Raw genomic sequence first — 13,887 nt, forward strand, 5'->3', positions numbered from 1 at the left:
TACGAAGCGGCCTTCGTAGCCGACGGACGGCGGCGACCCCTGATCCCCCGGGCCACCGCCTTCGCGTGTCCGGGCGGTGGTGTTCCTGGCGTCAACGGTTCAGGTCCAGCACCGGAAGACCGCGCCCCTCGTACGCCTTCGGATCCACCGTGGCGATCAGCGCGTCTGCACCCCACTCGGGCAGATGACGAGCCGCGTGGACGGCCGCGCCGATTCCCGACGGCACACCGTCGCGACTCATCCGTGCAACCGCGAGCATTGCGGGGTAATCGAGGTCAACGGTGTGCACCACGTCCAGCTGTCCGACGTGCTCGGCGATGCCGAGAAGTTCGTTCTCCGCCTCCAGAACGGACAGGGTCGGCACCCACAAACGGGTCTCCGTCTCGAAGTGGGCCCGGTGGATCAGGGCGGACACCTGCCGATTGCCCGACAGCGCCACGAGCGTGGGCGTGTCGAGGACCAGGTGGTGCAGGATCACGCGGGCTCACCCTGCTGCCGGGCGAACGCCTCCCGGAGCCTGCGTCCCATCACCGCGCTCTCCTCGTCACCCACCTCGACTCCGAAGTTGTCGGCGAGATAGGCGCGCGCCCGCTCGGCCCGCTCCCGACGCTCCTCCTCTGTCAGCGTCGACTCCGCGAACTCCTGCACCAGGGACCGGATCGACGTCCCCCGCGCCTCCGCGATCACTGCCAACCGGTCCCGCACCTCGGCCTGAACCCTGATCATCGCATCGCTCATGCCCGGAGTATACGCCTGCGTATACGCTCGGGTCCGCGAAGAGCCGACAACGCTCAGGCCGCGGTGAACTCGTTCTCCCGACCCCGCTTCAGCCCGGAATCGCGGCGCACCGGTGCGTCGGCTCAGCCGGGCAGTGCGTCGTCCAACTGCGCCCGCTCCGCCTCGCTCAGCTTCAGCTCGGCCGCCTTCGCGGAGTCCTGGATCGATGCCGGGCGGCTGGCTCCCGGCACCGGGATTATCGCCGGGGAGCGGGTCAGCAGCCAGGCCAGGGCGATCTGCTGCGGGCTGGTGCCGTGCTCGGCCGCGATGCGGTGGAAGGCGGTGCTCGCGGAAGCTGGTCCGGCCGGTCCGGAGGGTCCGGAGGGTCCGTCGAGGGAGCTGCGGGAGATGCCGCCCAACGGGCTCCAGGGCAGGAAGGCCAGTCCCAGCCGCGTGCTCAGCCGCAGCTCGGGCTCGCTTTCGCGCACGGCGGGCGAGTACTGGTTCTGTACGGAGACGAGCCCGTCGCCGAGGATCGCGTGCGCCTCGTGGATCTGGCCGGTGGTGACGTTGGAGATCCCGGCGGCACGGATCGTTCCGGCGTCGAGCAACTCGCGCAGCGCGCCCACTGAATCCGCCCAGGGCACGGCCGGGTCCGGCTTGTGCAGCTGGTACAGGCCGATGGCGTCGCCGCCCAGGCGCTTCAGGGAGTCCTCGGCGGCCCGCTTGAGGTGGGCGGGGCCGGCGGTGACGGTCCAGCTGCCGTCGCCGGGGCGTCCGCGGCCGCCCTTGGTGGCGACGAGGATCTGCGAGGTGTCGCCGCCGTAGGAGGCCAGGGCGCGGGCGACGAGGAGTTCGTTGTGGCCCCTCTCGTCGGCGTGCCAGTGGTAGCTGTCGGCGGTGTCGATGAGCGTGACCCCGGCGTCCAGGGCGGCGTGGATGGTGGCCGTCGCCCGCTCTTCGTCCGGGCGGTGCTCGATGGAGAGCGGCATGGCGCCCAGGCCGACGGCACTGACGGTGGTGTTTCCGATCGTGCGGTATCGCATGGTCCGTCCGTTCCTCAGGCGTGGGCGCCGGATGCGTCGAGGGCTTCGGTGACGGCACCGGGAAGCCAGTCGGTCGTGTGGGAGAAGCGGAAGCCGAGGGCCTTCGCGCGGGCGTTGCTCATGGCGTAGTGGCGGTCGAAGGAGAACGGGGAGGCCGGCTCGCCCGCGGCGACGCTGTGGAACACGGCTTCCCGGCCGGTCCGCGCGGCGATCACGGCGGCCAGGCCGCGGACGTCGAGCGGGCCGTCGGAGCAGGCGTTGACCGGGCCCACGGCGTCGGTGCCCGTGGCCGCCCACACCAACAGGTCCGCCAGCTCCTCGTAGTGGACGAAGACCGTGGGCAACGCCTCGGCGTGCACCAGGATCCGCGTGCCCCGGACGATGTGACCGACGTAGTGCGCCAGTCGGCCGGTGAACTCCTGGGCGCCGCCACCGAGCACGTGGGCGCTGCGCACGGAGGCGAAGTCGAACCCGTGATGCCGGGCGAAGACGGCCTCCGCCTGGCGCTTGCCCTCGGCGTAGTGCGCCTCCAGGTACGCCGTGTCGTGCCAGGGCAGGTCGGTGCGCACCAGCCACGCGGCGGGGTCCACGATCGTCTCCGGCACCAGGGTGTCGTGCGGGACGGCGGGCAGGGCGGCGGTCGCCGGATCGTAGACCTCGATGGTGGAGGTCATGACGTAGCGCCGGGTGCGGCCGCCGAAGACCCGGGCGGCGACGGCGGCCTGCACGGGGGTGTAGCAGACCTGGTCGACGACGACGTCGAAGGTGCGGGAGCCGAGCGCGGCGGTCAGGGCGGCCTCGTCGTCGCGGTCGACGACGAGGTGCTCCACACCGGGCGGCGGCGGCACCGAACCGCGGTTGATGACTGTGACCCGGTGACCGGCGGCCTGAAGGCGCGTCACCAGGAGCTTCCCGAAGTACCGGCTTCCGCCGATCACGCAGATCTTTCTGATCTTTCGCATGCGCCCATCCTGGGCATCTACGGTCGACAGCAGAAGTGCCCATCTACTGGATACGTATGAAGGAAAACTGTTGATCGATGTGCAGCGGCTGCGGGTCCTGCGGGCCGTGGCGGAACACGGCAGCTTCAACCGGGCGGCGGCCGCCCTCCACCTCACCCCCTCGGCCGTGTCCCAGCACGTCGCCGCACTTGAGCGCAGCCTCGGCGCCCAGGTCGTGGCGCGCAGCACCCGTGGCGTCACGCTCACCCCGGCCGGCCGGATCATGGTCGGGGCCGCGGAGTCGGTCGCCGCGGAGCTCGTACACGCCAAACAGCAGGTCGACCGGCTCGGCAGCGGTCGCACCCGGCTTACCGTCGCCACCTTCACCAGCGGCGGCAGACTCCTCCTGCCCGGCGCGCTCACCCACCTCGCCGCGGCCCATCCCGACACCGTGGTCCACGTCAGGGAGGCCGAGCCGGAAGAGAGCCTGCCGCTGGTCCGCCAGGGCGCCGTGGACCTCGCCCTCGCCTACCACTTCGACGGCCCGCTGCCCGGCCGGCCGGGCCAGAGCTCCAGCCTGGAGTGGACGGCACTCATGGACGACCCCCTGCACGTCGTCCTGCCCGAGGCCCATCCCCTGGCCGGCCGCGAGGCGCTCTCCCTCGCCGAACTGGCCGCCGAACCCTGGGTACTCGGCTGCCTGAAGACCGAGGCCTACCTGCGCCGCCACGCCGAACGCGCCGGGTTCGACCCGCAGGTGCGCGGCACGACGACCGACTACTTCTTCGCCCGCTCGCTCGTCGCCGCGGGCATGGGGATCTCGCTGATCCCCTCCATCGCGCAGACCCCGCCGACACCAGGACTGCGCACCGTCCCGATCACACCGCCGACTCCGACCCGGCACCTCGGCATCGCCACGATCCACCGCCGCGACCACCCCCAGGCCGGCACCCTGATACAGGCCCTCCAGGACCAGGCCCGTCGGCTCGGTCGGTGGACCAGCGCGATGTGAGGGTGGTCCGGGGTGCCGGGGCAGACGTGGAGTTGCAGGTTGTTGCCGCCGGCCATGTCGATCAGGGTGACGGCTCAGTGCGTGCCCTCGGTGAGATCCCGGAGCGCTCGAAGCAGTTGCGCTCGTTGCGCCTCGTCGAGAGGTGCGAAGAGGTCCCGCAGGACACCCGTCGCCAGCTGCCGGCCTTCCGCGAGTGCCGCCTGCCCCGACTCGGTGAGCGCGTGATCGAGGCGTCGTCCATGGCCTGCGGACCGGGTGATGAGCCCGCGATCCACGAGCCGGTTCGCGAGGGTGCCGAACGCCTGGTCGCTCTGGAACGTCGCGACGGCGAGTTCGTGCCCGGAGGCTCCGGGCATCCGCTCGATGGCGCGCAGCGCGTCCCACTGGACGAGGCTGACCCCGGTCTCGCGCAGCGCGGCGTCCATCGTGCGGTGGTTGCGGTACTGGGCACGCTTGATGGCCTGCCCGAGGGCTTCCAGGTCGGTCGTCATGGTGGTACCGTATCAACACTCGTATATAAACATGTTGATTCACAGCGGAGCGCCATGAACAACGCCATGAACCTCTCTCTCCTCGAAGACCTTCCCGCCCTCCAGGCCGGCTCCCCCGCGTCACGCACGGCACTCGTGCTGCACGGCGGCGGTGGACCCCGGACCGTCGCGCCCGTCGTGGGGCACCTCGCCGCCACCATGCACGCGTGCGCGCCCACGCATCCCGGCTGGGAGGGCACGGCGCGCCCCGACTCCATCGCCTCGGTCGCCCAGCTCGCGGCCGCCTACCTCGCGCGCCTGCGCGAGCAGGAAGAGCGCGACGTCGTGCTGATCGGGTCCTCGATCGGCGGGTGGGTCGCTCTCGAGATGGCGGTCCAGGCCGCGGCGGCCGACGACCGCTACGCAGGCGTGATCGGGGCCGTGGTCGTCATCGACGGCGTCGGTGCGGTGGTGGACGGCGAACCCGTCGCGGACTTCTTCGCCCTCGACGCCCGCGGACTCGCCGAGGCCGCCTGGCACCACCCGGAGCGCGGTTACGTCGACCCGGCCGGCCTCACCGACGAGCAGCGCGCGACCCAGCGGGCGAACGGACGCGCCATCGCCGCCGTCGCGGGCCGGAGCATGAGCGATCCGACGTTGCTCGGCCGGCTCGGCGCGGTGGACGTCCCGGCACTCGTGGTGTGGGGCGAGAGCGACCGCATCGTCACGCCGGCCCATGGACGGGCCGTCGCACGCGCGATACCCGGCGCGCGGTTCGTCGAGGTCCCGGAAGCCGGACACCTCCCTCACCTCGAAGCTCCGGACGCGACCTGGGCGGCGATCGACCCCTTCCTCGCAGAGCTCAGGATCTGACCGGTCCAGGTCAACGTTTCTGTTCGATTTATCGTCTTCGCACGTGTCCCTGCCGTGCACCCCGATGACGCCGAACGGAAACCGCGACCGTGGTCCCTGCCGAACTGACCGTCCCCCGGCCCGAACGGCGTCGGGAAAGACGTCCGAGCGAGGCCCTGCGTGCCTTCGGGCACCGGCATCGTGTGCCGCTGCTCGCGACGCTGCCCACCATTCCGCTGTACGTGGTGTGGTGGGCGTTTCTCGCCACGGGCGGCGGTGACCTCGCCGCGCAGCAGGCGTGGGCCGACTTCGCGTCGCGGCACGGCGGTTCGGCGTACGGGCTGTTCTGGTACGGCGGGATGCACACCGCCAACTACAGCGTGATCTCGCCGTACTTGATGGCCGTGCTCGGGGTGCGCACGGTCACCGTGGTGTCCGGTCTCGCCGCCTCCTGGCTGGCGGCCGTGCTGATCGTGCGGGGCGGGGTGCGCCGGCCGCTGTGGCCCGCGCTGCTCGCGTCGCTCGCGCTGTGGTGCAACGTCGCCTCGGGCCGGACCACGTTCGCGCTCGGCGTCGCCTTCGCCCTGGCCGCCTGCGTGCCGCTGGTCCGGGAGCGGCGGCTGTATCTCGCCGCCGGGTACGCGGCGCTCGCCACCATGGCCTCGCCGGTGGCCGGGCTGTTCCTGGCCGTCGTGGGGGCCGCGTTCCTGCTCGTACGGGACTGGCGGCGCGCCCTCGTCCTCCTGATACCCCCGGCCGGCGTCGTCGGACTGACGACGCTGCTGTTCCCCTTCACGGGGGAGCAGCCGATGCCGGCGGGCCGCATATGGCCGCCGGTCGTGCTCGGCCTCGCCCTCACCCTGTTCGCCCCGCGCACCTGGCGGGTCGCCCGGTGGAGCGGGGCCGTCTACGCGACCGGGACCGTACTGACGTACCTCGTCGCCTCGCCGGTCGGCACGAACGTCGAACGATTCGCGGAGCTGTTCGCGCCCGCCGTGCTGCTCGCGGCCCTGCTCACCGCTTCCCCGCTTGCCGCTTCCCCGCTTGCCGCTTCCCCTTCCCCGCTCGCCGCTTCCCCGCTTGCCGCTTCCCCGTTCACCGCGGCCCGGCTGCGGCGGCTCGCGCGCGGTCTGCTGGTCGTCGCGCTCGTCTTCTCCGTCGGGTGGGTGGGGAAGAAGACCGCCGACGATCTCAAGGAGTACACCGTCGTGCCCGCCTGGGCCGCGGAGACGGACGGTGTCGTGCACGCGCTGGAGGGGCTCGGCGCCGACCGCTCGCGGGTCGAGGTGGTGCCCGCCCGCAACCACCGCGAGGCGGCCCGGCTCGCCCCGCACGTCAACCTGGCCCGGGGCTGGAACCGGCAGCTCGACGTGGAACGCGCCCGCCTCTTCTACGACGGCACCTTCTCCGCCGCCACCTACCGGGAGTGGCTTGACCACTGGGCGGTCGGCTTCGTCGTCCTCCCTCTCGGCAAGCCGGACGGCCCGGCCAGGGCCGAGGCGGCGCTCGTGCGGGACCAGGAGCTGCGGCCCGGGTGGCTGGAGCCCGTGTGGCAGGACGCGCACTGGCGGGTCTACCGGGTGCGGGACGCCGTACCGCTCGTCTCCGCGCCGGGCACCGTCGTGACCGCCACCGGCGCCGACCTCGTGCTGCGCGTGGACCGGCCCGGCGCGGTCACCGTACGGGTCGCCTGGTCGCCATGGCTGCACAGCGACGGCGGATGCCTCGCCCAGGACGGCGAGTTCACCCGGCTGACCGTCGAGGCGCCAGGTGAGTACCGGCTCAGCTCCCGGTACGGTCCGTCGCCGGGTGCGGGGGATCACTGCTGAGGCCTTCGGCGGCGGTGGCGCCCTCCTTGGTCGGCGCGGGCGTCGGCTGAGGGGCCGGGGCTTGCGCGGCGTTGGCGGCCTCGGCCGCAGCCGTGACCGTCCGGGCCCTCGGGCCCTGGAACAGGTACGTCAGGCCGAAGCCCGCGGCGACCACGGCCGCGCCGCCCACCGCGTCCAGGACCCAGTGGTTGCCGGTCGCCACGATCGCCGAGACGGTGAAGAGCGGGTGCAGCAGGCCCAGGGCCTTCATCCACACCCTCGGCGCGATGAGCGCGATCACCACCCCGCACCACAGCGACCAGCCGAAGTGCAGCGACGGCATCGCCGCGTACTGGTTGGTCAGGTGCGTCAGCGTGCCGTAGTCCGGCTTCGTGAAGTCCTGCGCGCCGTGCACCGTGTCGATGATCCCGAGCCCCGGCATCAGCCGCGGCGGGGCCAGCGGGTAGAGCCAGAAGCCGACCAGGGCCAGCAGCGTGGCGAAGCCGAGGGAGGCGCGGGCCCACCGGTAGTCGACGGGGCGGCGCCAGTACAGGATGCCGAGGACGGTCAGCGGGACGATGAAGTGGAACGACGTGTAGTAGAAGTCGAAGAAGTCCCGCAGCCAGCCGACTCCGACCACCGCGTGGTTGATCGCGTGCTCGATGTCGATGTGCAGGAACCGCTCGAGGTCGAAGATCTGTTGGCCGTGCTCCTCCGCACGGGCCCGGCCCGCCGAGTTGCTGCCGCCGGTCGCCGCGAGGCGGACCTGGGAGTAGGCGGCGTAGGTGACCCGGATGAGGAGCAGCTCCAGGAGGAGGTTGGGGCGGGTGAGGACCCGGCGCAGGAACGGCAGCAGGGGGACGTGCTTGAAGCGGGTGGGGACCGGCGGCGCGGCACTCGTCGGGACCGGCGCGTCGAAGTGCGGCGACGTGCGCGGCAGGAACGGCACGGCGACGGCGGCGGCCAGGGCCGCGAGCAGGACGACGTTGTCGCGCAGCGGGTAGAGGGCCGACATGTTCGGCAGCATCATCTTCGCGGGCAGCGTCATGACCAGGACGACCGCGACCGGCCACACGTACCGGTCGGAGGCCCGTCTGCCGACCCGGCCGACGACCGCGGGCAGCACCCACAGCAGCTGGTGCTGCCAGGTCGCCGGGGACACGACCACGGCCGCGCAGCCGGTGACGGCGACCGCGAGCAGCAGCTGGCCGTCGCGGGCGTAGCGCACGGCGCGGCGCAGGGCGAGGACGGCGACGGCCGCGCCGAGGGCGAGGAAGAGGACGATCTCCAGGGGGCCGGAGAGGCCCAGTCGCAGCAGGACGCCGTGCAGCGACTGGTTGGCGAGGTCGTCGGCCTCCCCGCCCAGGCCCACGCCGGCCATGTGGTGGACCCAGTACGTGTACGAGTCGTGCGCCATGGCCGCCCAGGCGACGGCGGTGCAGGCGACGAACGTGAGCCCCGTCGTCGCGGCCGCCCGTCTGCGGTCGGTGAACCACAGCAGGGGAACGAAGAGGAGGACGGTCGGCTGGAACGCGGCGGCGACGCCGATCAGCACGCCGCCCACCCGGTCGCCGTGCTCTCCGCGTACGGCGAAGCAGCCCAGCAGGACCAGGAGGACCGGGATGATGCTGGTCTGGCCGAGCCAGAAGGCGTTGCGCACCGGGAGGGACAGCATCAGCAGGCTGATGGCGACCGGCGCCGCCAGCAGCGCCGTACGGCGTCCGACCGGCTTGGGCAGGGCGCGGGCGGCGACCAGGCCGAGGGCCACGACCAGCAGCAGCGAGCCGAAGGTCCAGCCCCAGCCGAGGGCCTGCTCGGCGGCGCGGGTGAACGGTTTGAGGACGAGGCCGACGAAGGGGGTGCCGGTGAACTGCGTGGAGTCGTAGAGGGATCCCTCCACGTGCAGGACGCCGTGCTCGCCGACCCAGGTCTCCAGGTCCGTCAGGCGTTCCCCGCGCGGCGTGGCGAGGACCGCGGCCACCTGTCTGACGGCGAGGACGGCGGCGACCAGCCACAGGCCGAGGCGCGCGACCCGCAGTCGTGCTCTGGTCGCGTCGGCGGCCGAGGCTCCGAAGGACTCCGCCGGTCGCCCACTGTGCTCCGCATTCGCCACGCCTCGTCGGCCTCCCGCCCCGTTCGTACCGTCCGCACGTACCCTACGTACCGCGCTCGTGTACGCAGTGTGTCGTCCCTGCGAACCCTATGAGGCTCGCACCACCCCCGGAGGAAGACGCGAGCGACCCCCACTCAACCTGACTGCCGCCCGCTTTTCGATTCGGGGAGCGAGAAGGATCACAGCTCGCGGGTGGGGGCACGGCGCGCGGCTCGCGCATGTCCCCTGCGTGCATGCCACTTTGGTGCACTGTGCAACGAAAAGCATACCGGGCGTAAGCGGCGCATCAACGCCTATGGTCGTTTTTCCGCCCGTGGCCGAGTGCCGCGGGCTCTTTCCGGCCCGGCGACAGTGCCGCCGTGCGGGTCGTGGCGTCCCTGTTCCCGTCGAAAGGTAGGCGAGCGAAGTCTTGTCGGCCGCCCCCGTCGCCACTCACCCGTCCCGCACGACCCCCGCGCCCGTCCCCCCGCGTGCCGTCGCCGCGCCCACCGCCACCGATCCCGCGCTCGTCCGGCGTGCCGTCAAGGCGGCGGCGCTCGGCAACGCGATGGAGTGGTTCGACTTCGGCGTCTACAGCTACATCGCCGTGACGCTGGGCAAGGTCTTCTTCCCCTCGGGCAACCCGACCGCGCAGTTGCTCTCCACGTTCGGCGCCTTCGCCGCCGCGTTCCTGGTCCGACCCCTTGGCGGCATGGTCTTCGGGCCGCTCGGGGACCGGGTCGGACGGCAGAAGGTGCTCGCCGTGACGATGATCATGATGGCGGCGGGCACGTTCGCCATCGGGCTGATCCCCTCGTACGCGACGATCGGCGTCTGGGCGCCGGTGCTGCTGCTGGTCGCGCGGCTGGTGCAGGGGTTCTCCACGGGCGGCGAGTACGCGGGCGCGTCCACCTTCATCGCCGAGTACGCGCCGGACAGGCGACGCGGGTTCCTGGGGAGCTGGCTGGAGTTCGGCACGCTCGCCGGGTACATCGGCGGCGCGGGCCTGGTGACGCTGATGACGGCGCTGCTGTCGGACGGCGACCTGACGTCCTGGGGCTGGCGCATCCCCTTCCTGATCGCCGGGCCGATGGGCATCGTCGGACTGTATCTGCGGATGCGGCTGGAGGAGACGCCGGCGTTCGCGGCCGAGGTCGAGAAGGCGGAGGCGACGCGGAAGAAGGTGCCGCTGCGGGAGATGGTCACCGGGCAGTGGCGGGCCCTGCTGCTCTGCGTCGGTCTGGTGCTGGTCTTCAACGTCACCGACTACATGCTGCTGTCGTACATGCCGAGCTACCTGACCAGCGAGCTGAAGTACGACGAGACGCACGGGCTGCTCGTGGTGCTGGCCGTGATGGCGCTGATGATGGTCGTCCAGCCGTTCGCGGGCGCGCTGACCGACCGGGTCGGGCGGCGGCCGGTGATCGCGGCGGGCTGCGCGGGCTTCCTGCTGCTGTCCGTCCCGGCGCTGCTGCTGATCCGCGAGGGCAGCCTGCTCGCGGTGGGGCTCGGCATGGCCGCGCTGGGGATGCTGCTGGTCTGCTTCACGGCGTCGATGCCGTCCGCGCTGCCGGCGCTGTTCCCGACACGGGTGCGGTACGGCTCGCTGTCGATCGGCTTCAACGTCTCGGTGTCCCTGTTCGGCGGGACGACTCCGCTGGTGGTGACGGCGCTGATCGGCGCGACGGGCGACATGATGATGCCCGCGTACTACATGATGGCCGCGGCCGTGGTCGGTGGCGTGGCGGTGTGGTTCATGACGGAGTCGGCGGGCCGGCCGCTGCCGGGTTCGGCTCCCGCGGTGGAGGCCACCCCCGGAAAACGCCTCTGAAAGAACCTGCGGTGCCCGCACCCCGAGTCTATATTCGTTAGCGCAACTACTTAGAAGAGCTAACTAGACCGACTGGAGACACGGGGTGCACACCGGCATGAGCGAGTCGCAGCTCTGGGACGACGTCGACACCTACTTCATCACCCACCTCGCACCCGACGACGACGTCCTGACGGCCGCCCGCAGGGAGAGCGACGCCGCCGGACTGCCCCCGGTGAACGTCGCCGCCAACCAGGGCAAGCTCCTCCAGCTCCTCGCCCAGATCCAGGGCGCCCGCACCATCCTGGAGCTCGGCACCCTCGGCGGCTACAGCACCATCTGGCTGGCCCGCGCCCTGCCCGCCGACGGCCGCCTGGTCACGCTGGAGTACAGCGCCCGGCACGCCGAGGTCGCCACCCGCAACATCGCCCGCGCCGGCCTCGACGCCCTCGTCGACGTACGCGTGGGCCCGGCCCTGGAGTCGCTGCCCAAGCTCGCCGACGAGAACCCGCCGCCCTTCGACCTGGTCTTCATCGACGCCGACAAGGGCAACAACCCGCACTACCTCGAGTGGGCCCTGAAACTCACCAGCACCGGCAGCCTGATCGTCATCGACAACGTGGTCCGCGGCGGCCGCGTGGCCGACGCCGACGACACCGGCGACGACGTACGCGGCACCCGCGCCGCCATCGAGCTGATCGGCAGCCACCCGCGGCTCAGCGGCACCGCGCTCCAGACGGTCGGCACCAAGGGCTACGACGGGTTCGCACTGGCCCGCGTGCTCGCCTGAACGACGGCTGCGGGCGCTACACCTCGTGGTAGAAGCCGACGTTGACGCTGCGCGGCTCCGTGCGGTCCTGCACCACGACCTCGCCGCTGCCACCCCGCGGCAGCGGCACCGTGCCGCCGTACGCCAGGGACTGCGCGTGGCCGCCTACGGTGAGCCGGACCTCGCAGGAGGGGTCCTGCTGCGAGCCGCGCAGCCAGGTCAGGCCCCACGTGCCGTCGGGGCCGCACCGGAACTCCAGGTGGGCCCGGGAGACGAACAGCCAGTCGTCCGGCGTCGACAGCCGGCACACGGACTTGTCCCTGCCCACCCGCAGCACCGCGTCCGGCTCGCTGGGGGCGTCCGCCATCTGCATACCGGCCGTGGCACCCGCGTCCGCCGCGGTGACGGCGGCCATGGTGAGTTCGAGCACGTGCGCTCCTTCGAGGTCCCCGAGACGTCCGTCGCCGGCGTGTCGCCGGCGTGTCGCCGCAGAATGATAGATCGACCGGTGGTGCGGTGTCCGGCACAATGGGGTCATGACCGAGCGAAAGCCACCCGGCGTCGACTTCGAGTCCTGGGTCGACAAACAGATTCGCGATGCGGACGCGCGCGGCGAGTTCGCCCAGCTGCCCGGTGCGGGCAAGCCCCTGCCCAGCGAAGTCGACAGCACCTACGACGAACTGTGGTGGGTCAAGCGGAAGATGGCCCGCGAGGGCTTCTCCGTGCTGCCGCCCACGCTGGCCCTGCGCAAGGAGGCGGAGGACGCCCTGGAGGCGGCGTCGAAGGCACCGTCGGAGCGGGTGGTGCGGCGCATCGTCGAGGAGATCAACGTCAAGATCCGCGACGTCATGTTCAAGCCGCCGCCCGGCCCCCCGCTGGGTCTCAAGCCCTACGACGTCGAAGAGGTCGTACGGCAGTGGCGGGAGCGCCGGGCGGAGCGGTAACGCCCCTCGTTCACGGGCGCGTCAGGGTCGTTCATCGTTCACCGGCTACCTCCGAGGATGCCCCGTTGCGAGAACCAAGCGCGTACACCGTGCTGATCGAGAACCAAGACAGCACATGCACCTCCACGCTTGTGGTCCCAACCGGGCTGGTTTCAACCCGGCTGGTGTTGACCGTGGAAGACCTGCCTGGCCGCTGACCCGGCAGGCAGCGTGAGCCAGGAATCTCCCTGCTTCAGCCGGGAGAGGATTCAAAGATGCATCAGGCGGTCCGCCAGCTCGCGGTAGTCCCGCAGGGCCAGGCGGAGTTGTTCGGTGTCCGTGCTCGGCGCGCCGCTGTCCTCCGGGACGTCCTGCCATGACGTGCGCAGGGCCCGGCGCCGGTGCGTCACGGCGTCCGTGAAGCGGGCGGTGATCTCCTCGAGGACCCGGTCGGCCTCCTCGACGGAGGCGCGGGGCGCGTCGACGAACCCGGCCACCGCATGGTGCAGCCGCTGACCGAGCTTGTCCCACTCGTCGCGCGGGAGGGCCGCCGCGCCCTCGCCGTGGGTCGGTGTCGGTGTCCGGGTCCCGGTCTGGGTCCCGGTCGGTGTCTGGGTCCCGGTCGGTGTCTGGGTCCCGGTCGGTGTCTGGATCTCGGTCTGGGTCTGGGTCTGGGTCTGCCTGTCCGGCTCGACGGGGGTGCCGCCGACCTGCCGGGTCACATCGGACATGTGCCTCAACTCTCCTTCGGCTGACGCTTGTTGAAGGACCAGGTGCGGGTGCGGTGCGCGCGGGCGGGTGCCGGCCCGTGGCCGTCGGTTCCGGGACGGCGCCGACCCGCGTCGTGCCGGGTGCCGTCGTGCCGGGTGCCGTCGTGCCGGGACGGGCGCATGAGGGCCTCGAACAGCGCGCGGGCCTCGACCATGGACTCGCGCATCTCCTCCGTGCCCGCGCCCCCGTCCTGCGCGCCGTCCACGCGCGCGTGCGTCACGCGGTGCACGCGGCGGTAGCCCTCGACGTGGTGGGCGTGGTGCACGGACAGCGCCGTGAGCTGCTCTTCGTACTGTCCGCCGTCCGGGAAGCCCCGGGCGCCGGCGAGTTCCGCGAGCAGCCGGTCCGCCTCGCTGACCGCCTCGCGCGGGGAGTCGACGAAGCGCTCCTGGGCGGCGGTCCAGCGGGCCTCGAAGCGCTCGCGCTCGGCGGGCTCCAACGACCGTTCGCGCAGCGATCCGTGCCGCTCCACCCGTTCGGTCAGTTCGCGTTCGGCGGCCTTGGTGTCGCCGTCGTGCCGGGCCACGGCACGGTCGTACTCGGGCCCGAAGCGCCGCTTCAGGCTTCCGCCGTGCTGGGGGCCCCGTGCGCGCAGGGCAAGTACGGCCGCGACGACGAGCACGACCGCCACGATCACGATCAAAGCGATGATCACGCCTGTGGACATGAGTGCCTT

At 71.9% G+C, this 13,887-nt stretch carries 15 protein-coding genes; 6 read left to right on the forward strand and 9 right to left on the reverse strand.

Annotated features, from left to right (window positions below; translation table 11 throughout):
• Nucleotides 1-91: 91 nt before the first annotated feature.
• The 4 genes from ACGH7X_RS11920 to ACGH7X_RS11935 all read right to left on the reverse strand — a co-directional run bounded on the left by ACGH7X_RS11920 (nucleotide 92) and on the right by ACGH7X_RS11935 (nucleotide 2,716).
• Nucleotides 92-478 (reverse strand): hypothetical protein, encoded by a 387-nt coding sequence (locus ACGH7X_RS11920; RefSeq protein ID WP_399884466.1) that lies wholly within the window; start codon nucleotides 476-478, stop codon nucleotides 92-94.
• Entirely contained in the window at nucleotides 475-738 is a 264-nt protein-coding gene (locus ACGH7X_RS11925) for a hypothetical protein (RefSeq protein ID WP_399884468.1), read from the reverse strand. Before ACGH7X_RS11925 ends, ACGH7X_RS11920 begins: the two co-directional genes overlap by 4 nt.
• Nucleotides 739-860: 122 nt before the next feature.
• Nucleotides 861-1,763: an aldo/keto reductase gene (locus ACGH7X_RS11930; protein ID WP_399884470.1), complete on the reverse strand. Its 903-nt coding sequence runs from the start codon at nucleotides 1,761-1,763 to the stop codon at nucleotides 861-863.
• 14 nt (nucleotides 1,764-1,777) lie between these two features.
• Nucleotides 1,778-2,716, reverse strand: coding sequence for an NAD-dependent epimerase/dehydratase family protein (locus ACGH7X_RS11935; protein ID WP_399896958.1), 939 nt, complete (start codon nucleotides 2,714-2,716; stop codon nucleotides 1,778-1,780).
• Nucleotides 2,717-2,795: 79 nt separating this feature from the next.
• Between ACGH7X_RS11935 and ACGH7X_RS11940 the strand changes: the two genes are divergently transcribed.
• Nucleotides 2,796-3,716: a LysR family transcriptional regulator gene (locus ACGH7X_RS11940; protein WP_399884472.1), complete on the forward strand. Its 921-nt coding sequence runs from the start codon at nucleotides 2,796-2,798 to the stop codon at nucleotides 3,714-3,716.
• Nucleotides 3,717-3,790: 74 nt separating this feature from the next.
• Here ACGH7X_RS11940 and ACGH7X_RS11945 read toward each other — a convergent pair whose 3' ends face one another.
• Complete coding sequence (locus ACGH7X_RS11945) at nucleotides 3,791-4,207, reverse strand: MarR family winged helix-turn-helix transcriptional regulator (protein WP_399884474.1); 417 nt, start codon at nucleotides 4,205-4,207, stop codon at nucleotides 3,791-3,793.
• Between the two features lie 66 nt (nucleotides 4,208-4,273).
• Here ACGH7X_RS11945 and ACGH7X_RS11950 point away from each other — a divergent pair, with 66 nt between their 5' ends.
• Complete coding sequence (locus ACGH7X_RS11950; RefSeq protein ID WP_399896961.1) at nucleotides 4,274-5,059, forward strand: alpha/beta fold hydrolase; 786 nt, start codon at nucleotides 4,274-4,276, stop codon at nucleotides 5,057-5,059.
• An 89-nt stretch (nucleotides 5,060-5,148) separates the two neighbouring features.
• Complete coding sequence (locus tag ACGH7X_RS11955) at nucleotides 5,149-6,867, forward strand: hypothetical protein (protein ID WP_399884476.1); 1,719 nt, start codon at nucleotides 5,149-5,151, stop codon at nucleotides 6,865-6,867.
• Here the strand turns inward: ACGH7X_RS11955 and ACGH7X_RS11960 are convergent.
• Entirely contained in the window at nucleotides 6,821-8,959 is a 2,139-nt protein-coding gene (locus ACGH7X_RS11960; protein WP_399884478.1) for a bifunctional glycosyltransferase 87/phosphatase PAP2 family protein, read from the reverse strand. The genes ACGH7X_RS11955 and ACGH7X_RS11960 overlap by 47 nt on opposite strands.
• A gap of 409 nt (nucleotides 8,960-9,368) precedes the next feature.
• Between ACGH7X_RS11960 and proP the strand changes: the two genes are divergently transcribed.
• Together proP and ACGH7X_RS11970 are read left to right on the forward strand one after the other, a co-directional pair.
• Nucleotides 9,369-10,769, forward strand: coding sequence for a glycine betaine/L-proline transporter ProP (gene proP, locus ACGH7X_RS11965; RefSeq protein ID WP_399884480.1), 1,401 nt, complete (start codon nucleotides 9,369-9,371; stop codon nucleotides 10,767-10,769).
• A gap of 97 nt (nucleotides 10,770-10,866) precedes the next feature.
• Nucleotides 10,867-11,538 carry an O-methyltransferase gene (locus ACGH7X_RS11970; protein ID WP_399884482.1) on the forward strand — a complete coding sequence of 224 codons (672 nt, stop codon included), beginning with the start codon at nucleotides 10,867-10,869 and terminating at the stop codon, nucleotides 11,536-11,538.
• 16 nt (nucleotides 11,539-11,554) lie between these two features.
• Here ACGH7X_RS11970 and ACGH7X_RS11975 read toward each other — a convergent pair whose 3' ends face one another.
• Nucleotides 11,555-11,947 carry a hypothetical protein gene (locus ACGH7X_RS11975; RefSeq protein ID WP_399884484.1) on the reverse strand — a complete coding sequence of 131 codons (393 nt, stop codon included), beginning with the start codon at nucleotides 11,945-11,947 and terminating at the stop codon, nucleotides 11,555-11,557.
• Between the two features lie 106 nt (nucleotides 11,948-12,053).
• On the opposite strand from ACGH7X_RS11975, the gene ACGH7X_RS11980 reads away from it, so the two are divergent.
• Entirely contained in the window at nucleotides 12,054-12,461 is a 408-nt protein-coding gene (locus ACGH7X_RS11980; protein ID WP_399884486.1) for a DUF1992 domain-containing protein, read from the forward strand.
• Between the two features lie 248 nt (nucleotides 12,462-12,709).
• Here the strand turns inward: ACGH7X_RS11980 and ACGH7X_RS11985 are convergent, their stop codons facing one another.
• Nucleotides 12,710-13,171: a hypothetical protein gene (locus ACGH7X_RS11985; protein ID WP_399884488.1), complete on the reverse strand. Its 462-nt coding sequence runs from the start codon at nucleotides 13,169-13,171 to the stop codon at nucleotides 12,710-12,712.
• 5 nt (nucleotides 13,172-13,176) lie between these two features.
• Nucleotides 13,177-13,878, reverse strand: a complete 702-nt coding sequence (locus ACGH7X_RS11990; RefSeq protein WP_399884489.1) for a hypothetical protein — start codon at nucleotides 13,876-13,878, stop codon at nucleotides 13,177-13,179.
• Nucleotides 13,879-13,887 lie beyond the last annotated feature (9 nt).

It is taken from the genome of Streptomyces sp. BBFR51, assembly GCF_044591655.1.
Lineage (GTDB): Bacteria > Actinomycetota > Actinomycetes > Streptomycetales > Streptomycetaceae > Streptomyces.

What these genes read in the sequence shown, in the direction of transcription:
- ACGH7X_RS11925 (WP_399884468.1), bottom strand. Translation starts at nt 738, where the DNA reads ATGAGCGATGCGATGATCAGGGTTCAGGCCGAGGTGCGGGACCGGTTG.
- ACGH7X_RS11930 (WP_399884470.1), bottom strand. Translation starts at nt 1,763, where the DNA reads ATGCGATACCGCACGATCGGAAACACCACCGTCAGTGCCGTCGGCCTG.
- ACGH7X_RS11945 (WP_399884474.1), bottom strand. Translation starts at nt 4,207, where the DNA reads ATGACGACCGACCTGGAAGCCCTCGGGCAGGCCATCAAGCGTGCCCAG.
- ACGH7X_RS11950 (WP_399896961.1), top strand. Translation starts at nt 4,274, where the DNA reads ATGAACCTCTCTCTCCTCGAAGACCTTCCCGCCCTCCAGGCCGGCTCC.
- ACGH7X_RS11970 (WP_399884482.1), top strand. Translation starts at nt 10,867, where the DNA reads ATGAGCGAGTCGCAGCTCTGGGACGACGTCGACACCTACTTCATCACC.
- ACGH7X_RS11980 (WP_399884486.1), top strand. Translation starts at nt 12,054, where the DNA reads ATGACCGAGCGAAAGCCACCCGGCGTCGACTTCGAGTCCTGGGTCGAC.
- ACGH7X_RS11985 (WP_399884488.1), bottom strand. Translation starts at nt 13,171, where the DNA reads ATGTCCGATGTGACCCGGCAGGTCGGCGGCACCCCCGTCGAGCCGGAC.
- ACGH7X_RS11990 (WP_399884489.1), bottom strand. Translation starts at nt 13,878, where the DNA reads ATGTCCACAGGCGTGATCATCGCTTTGATCGTGATCGTGGCGGTCGTG.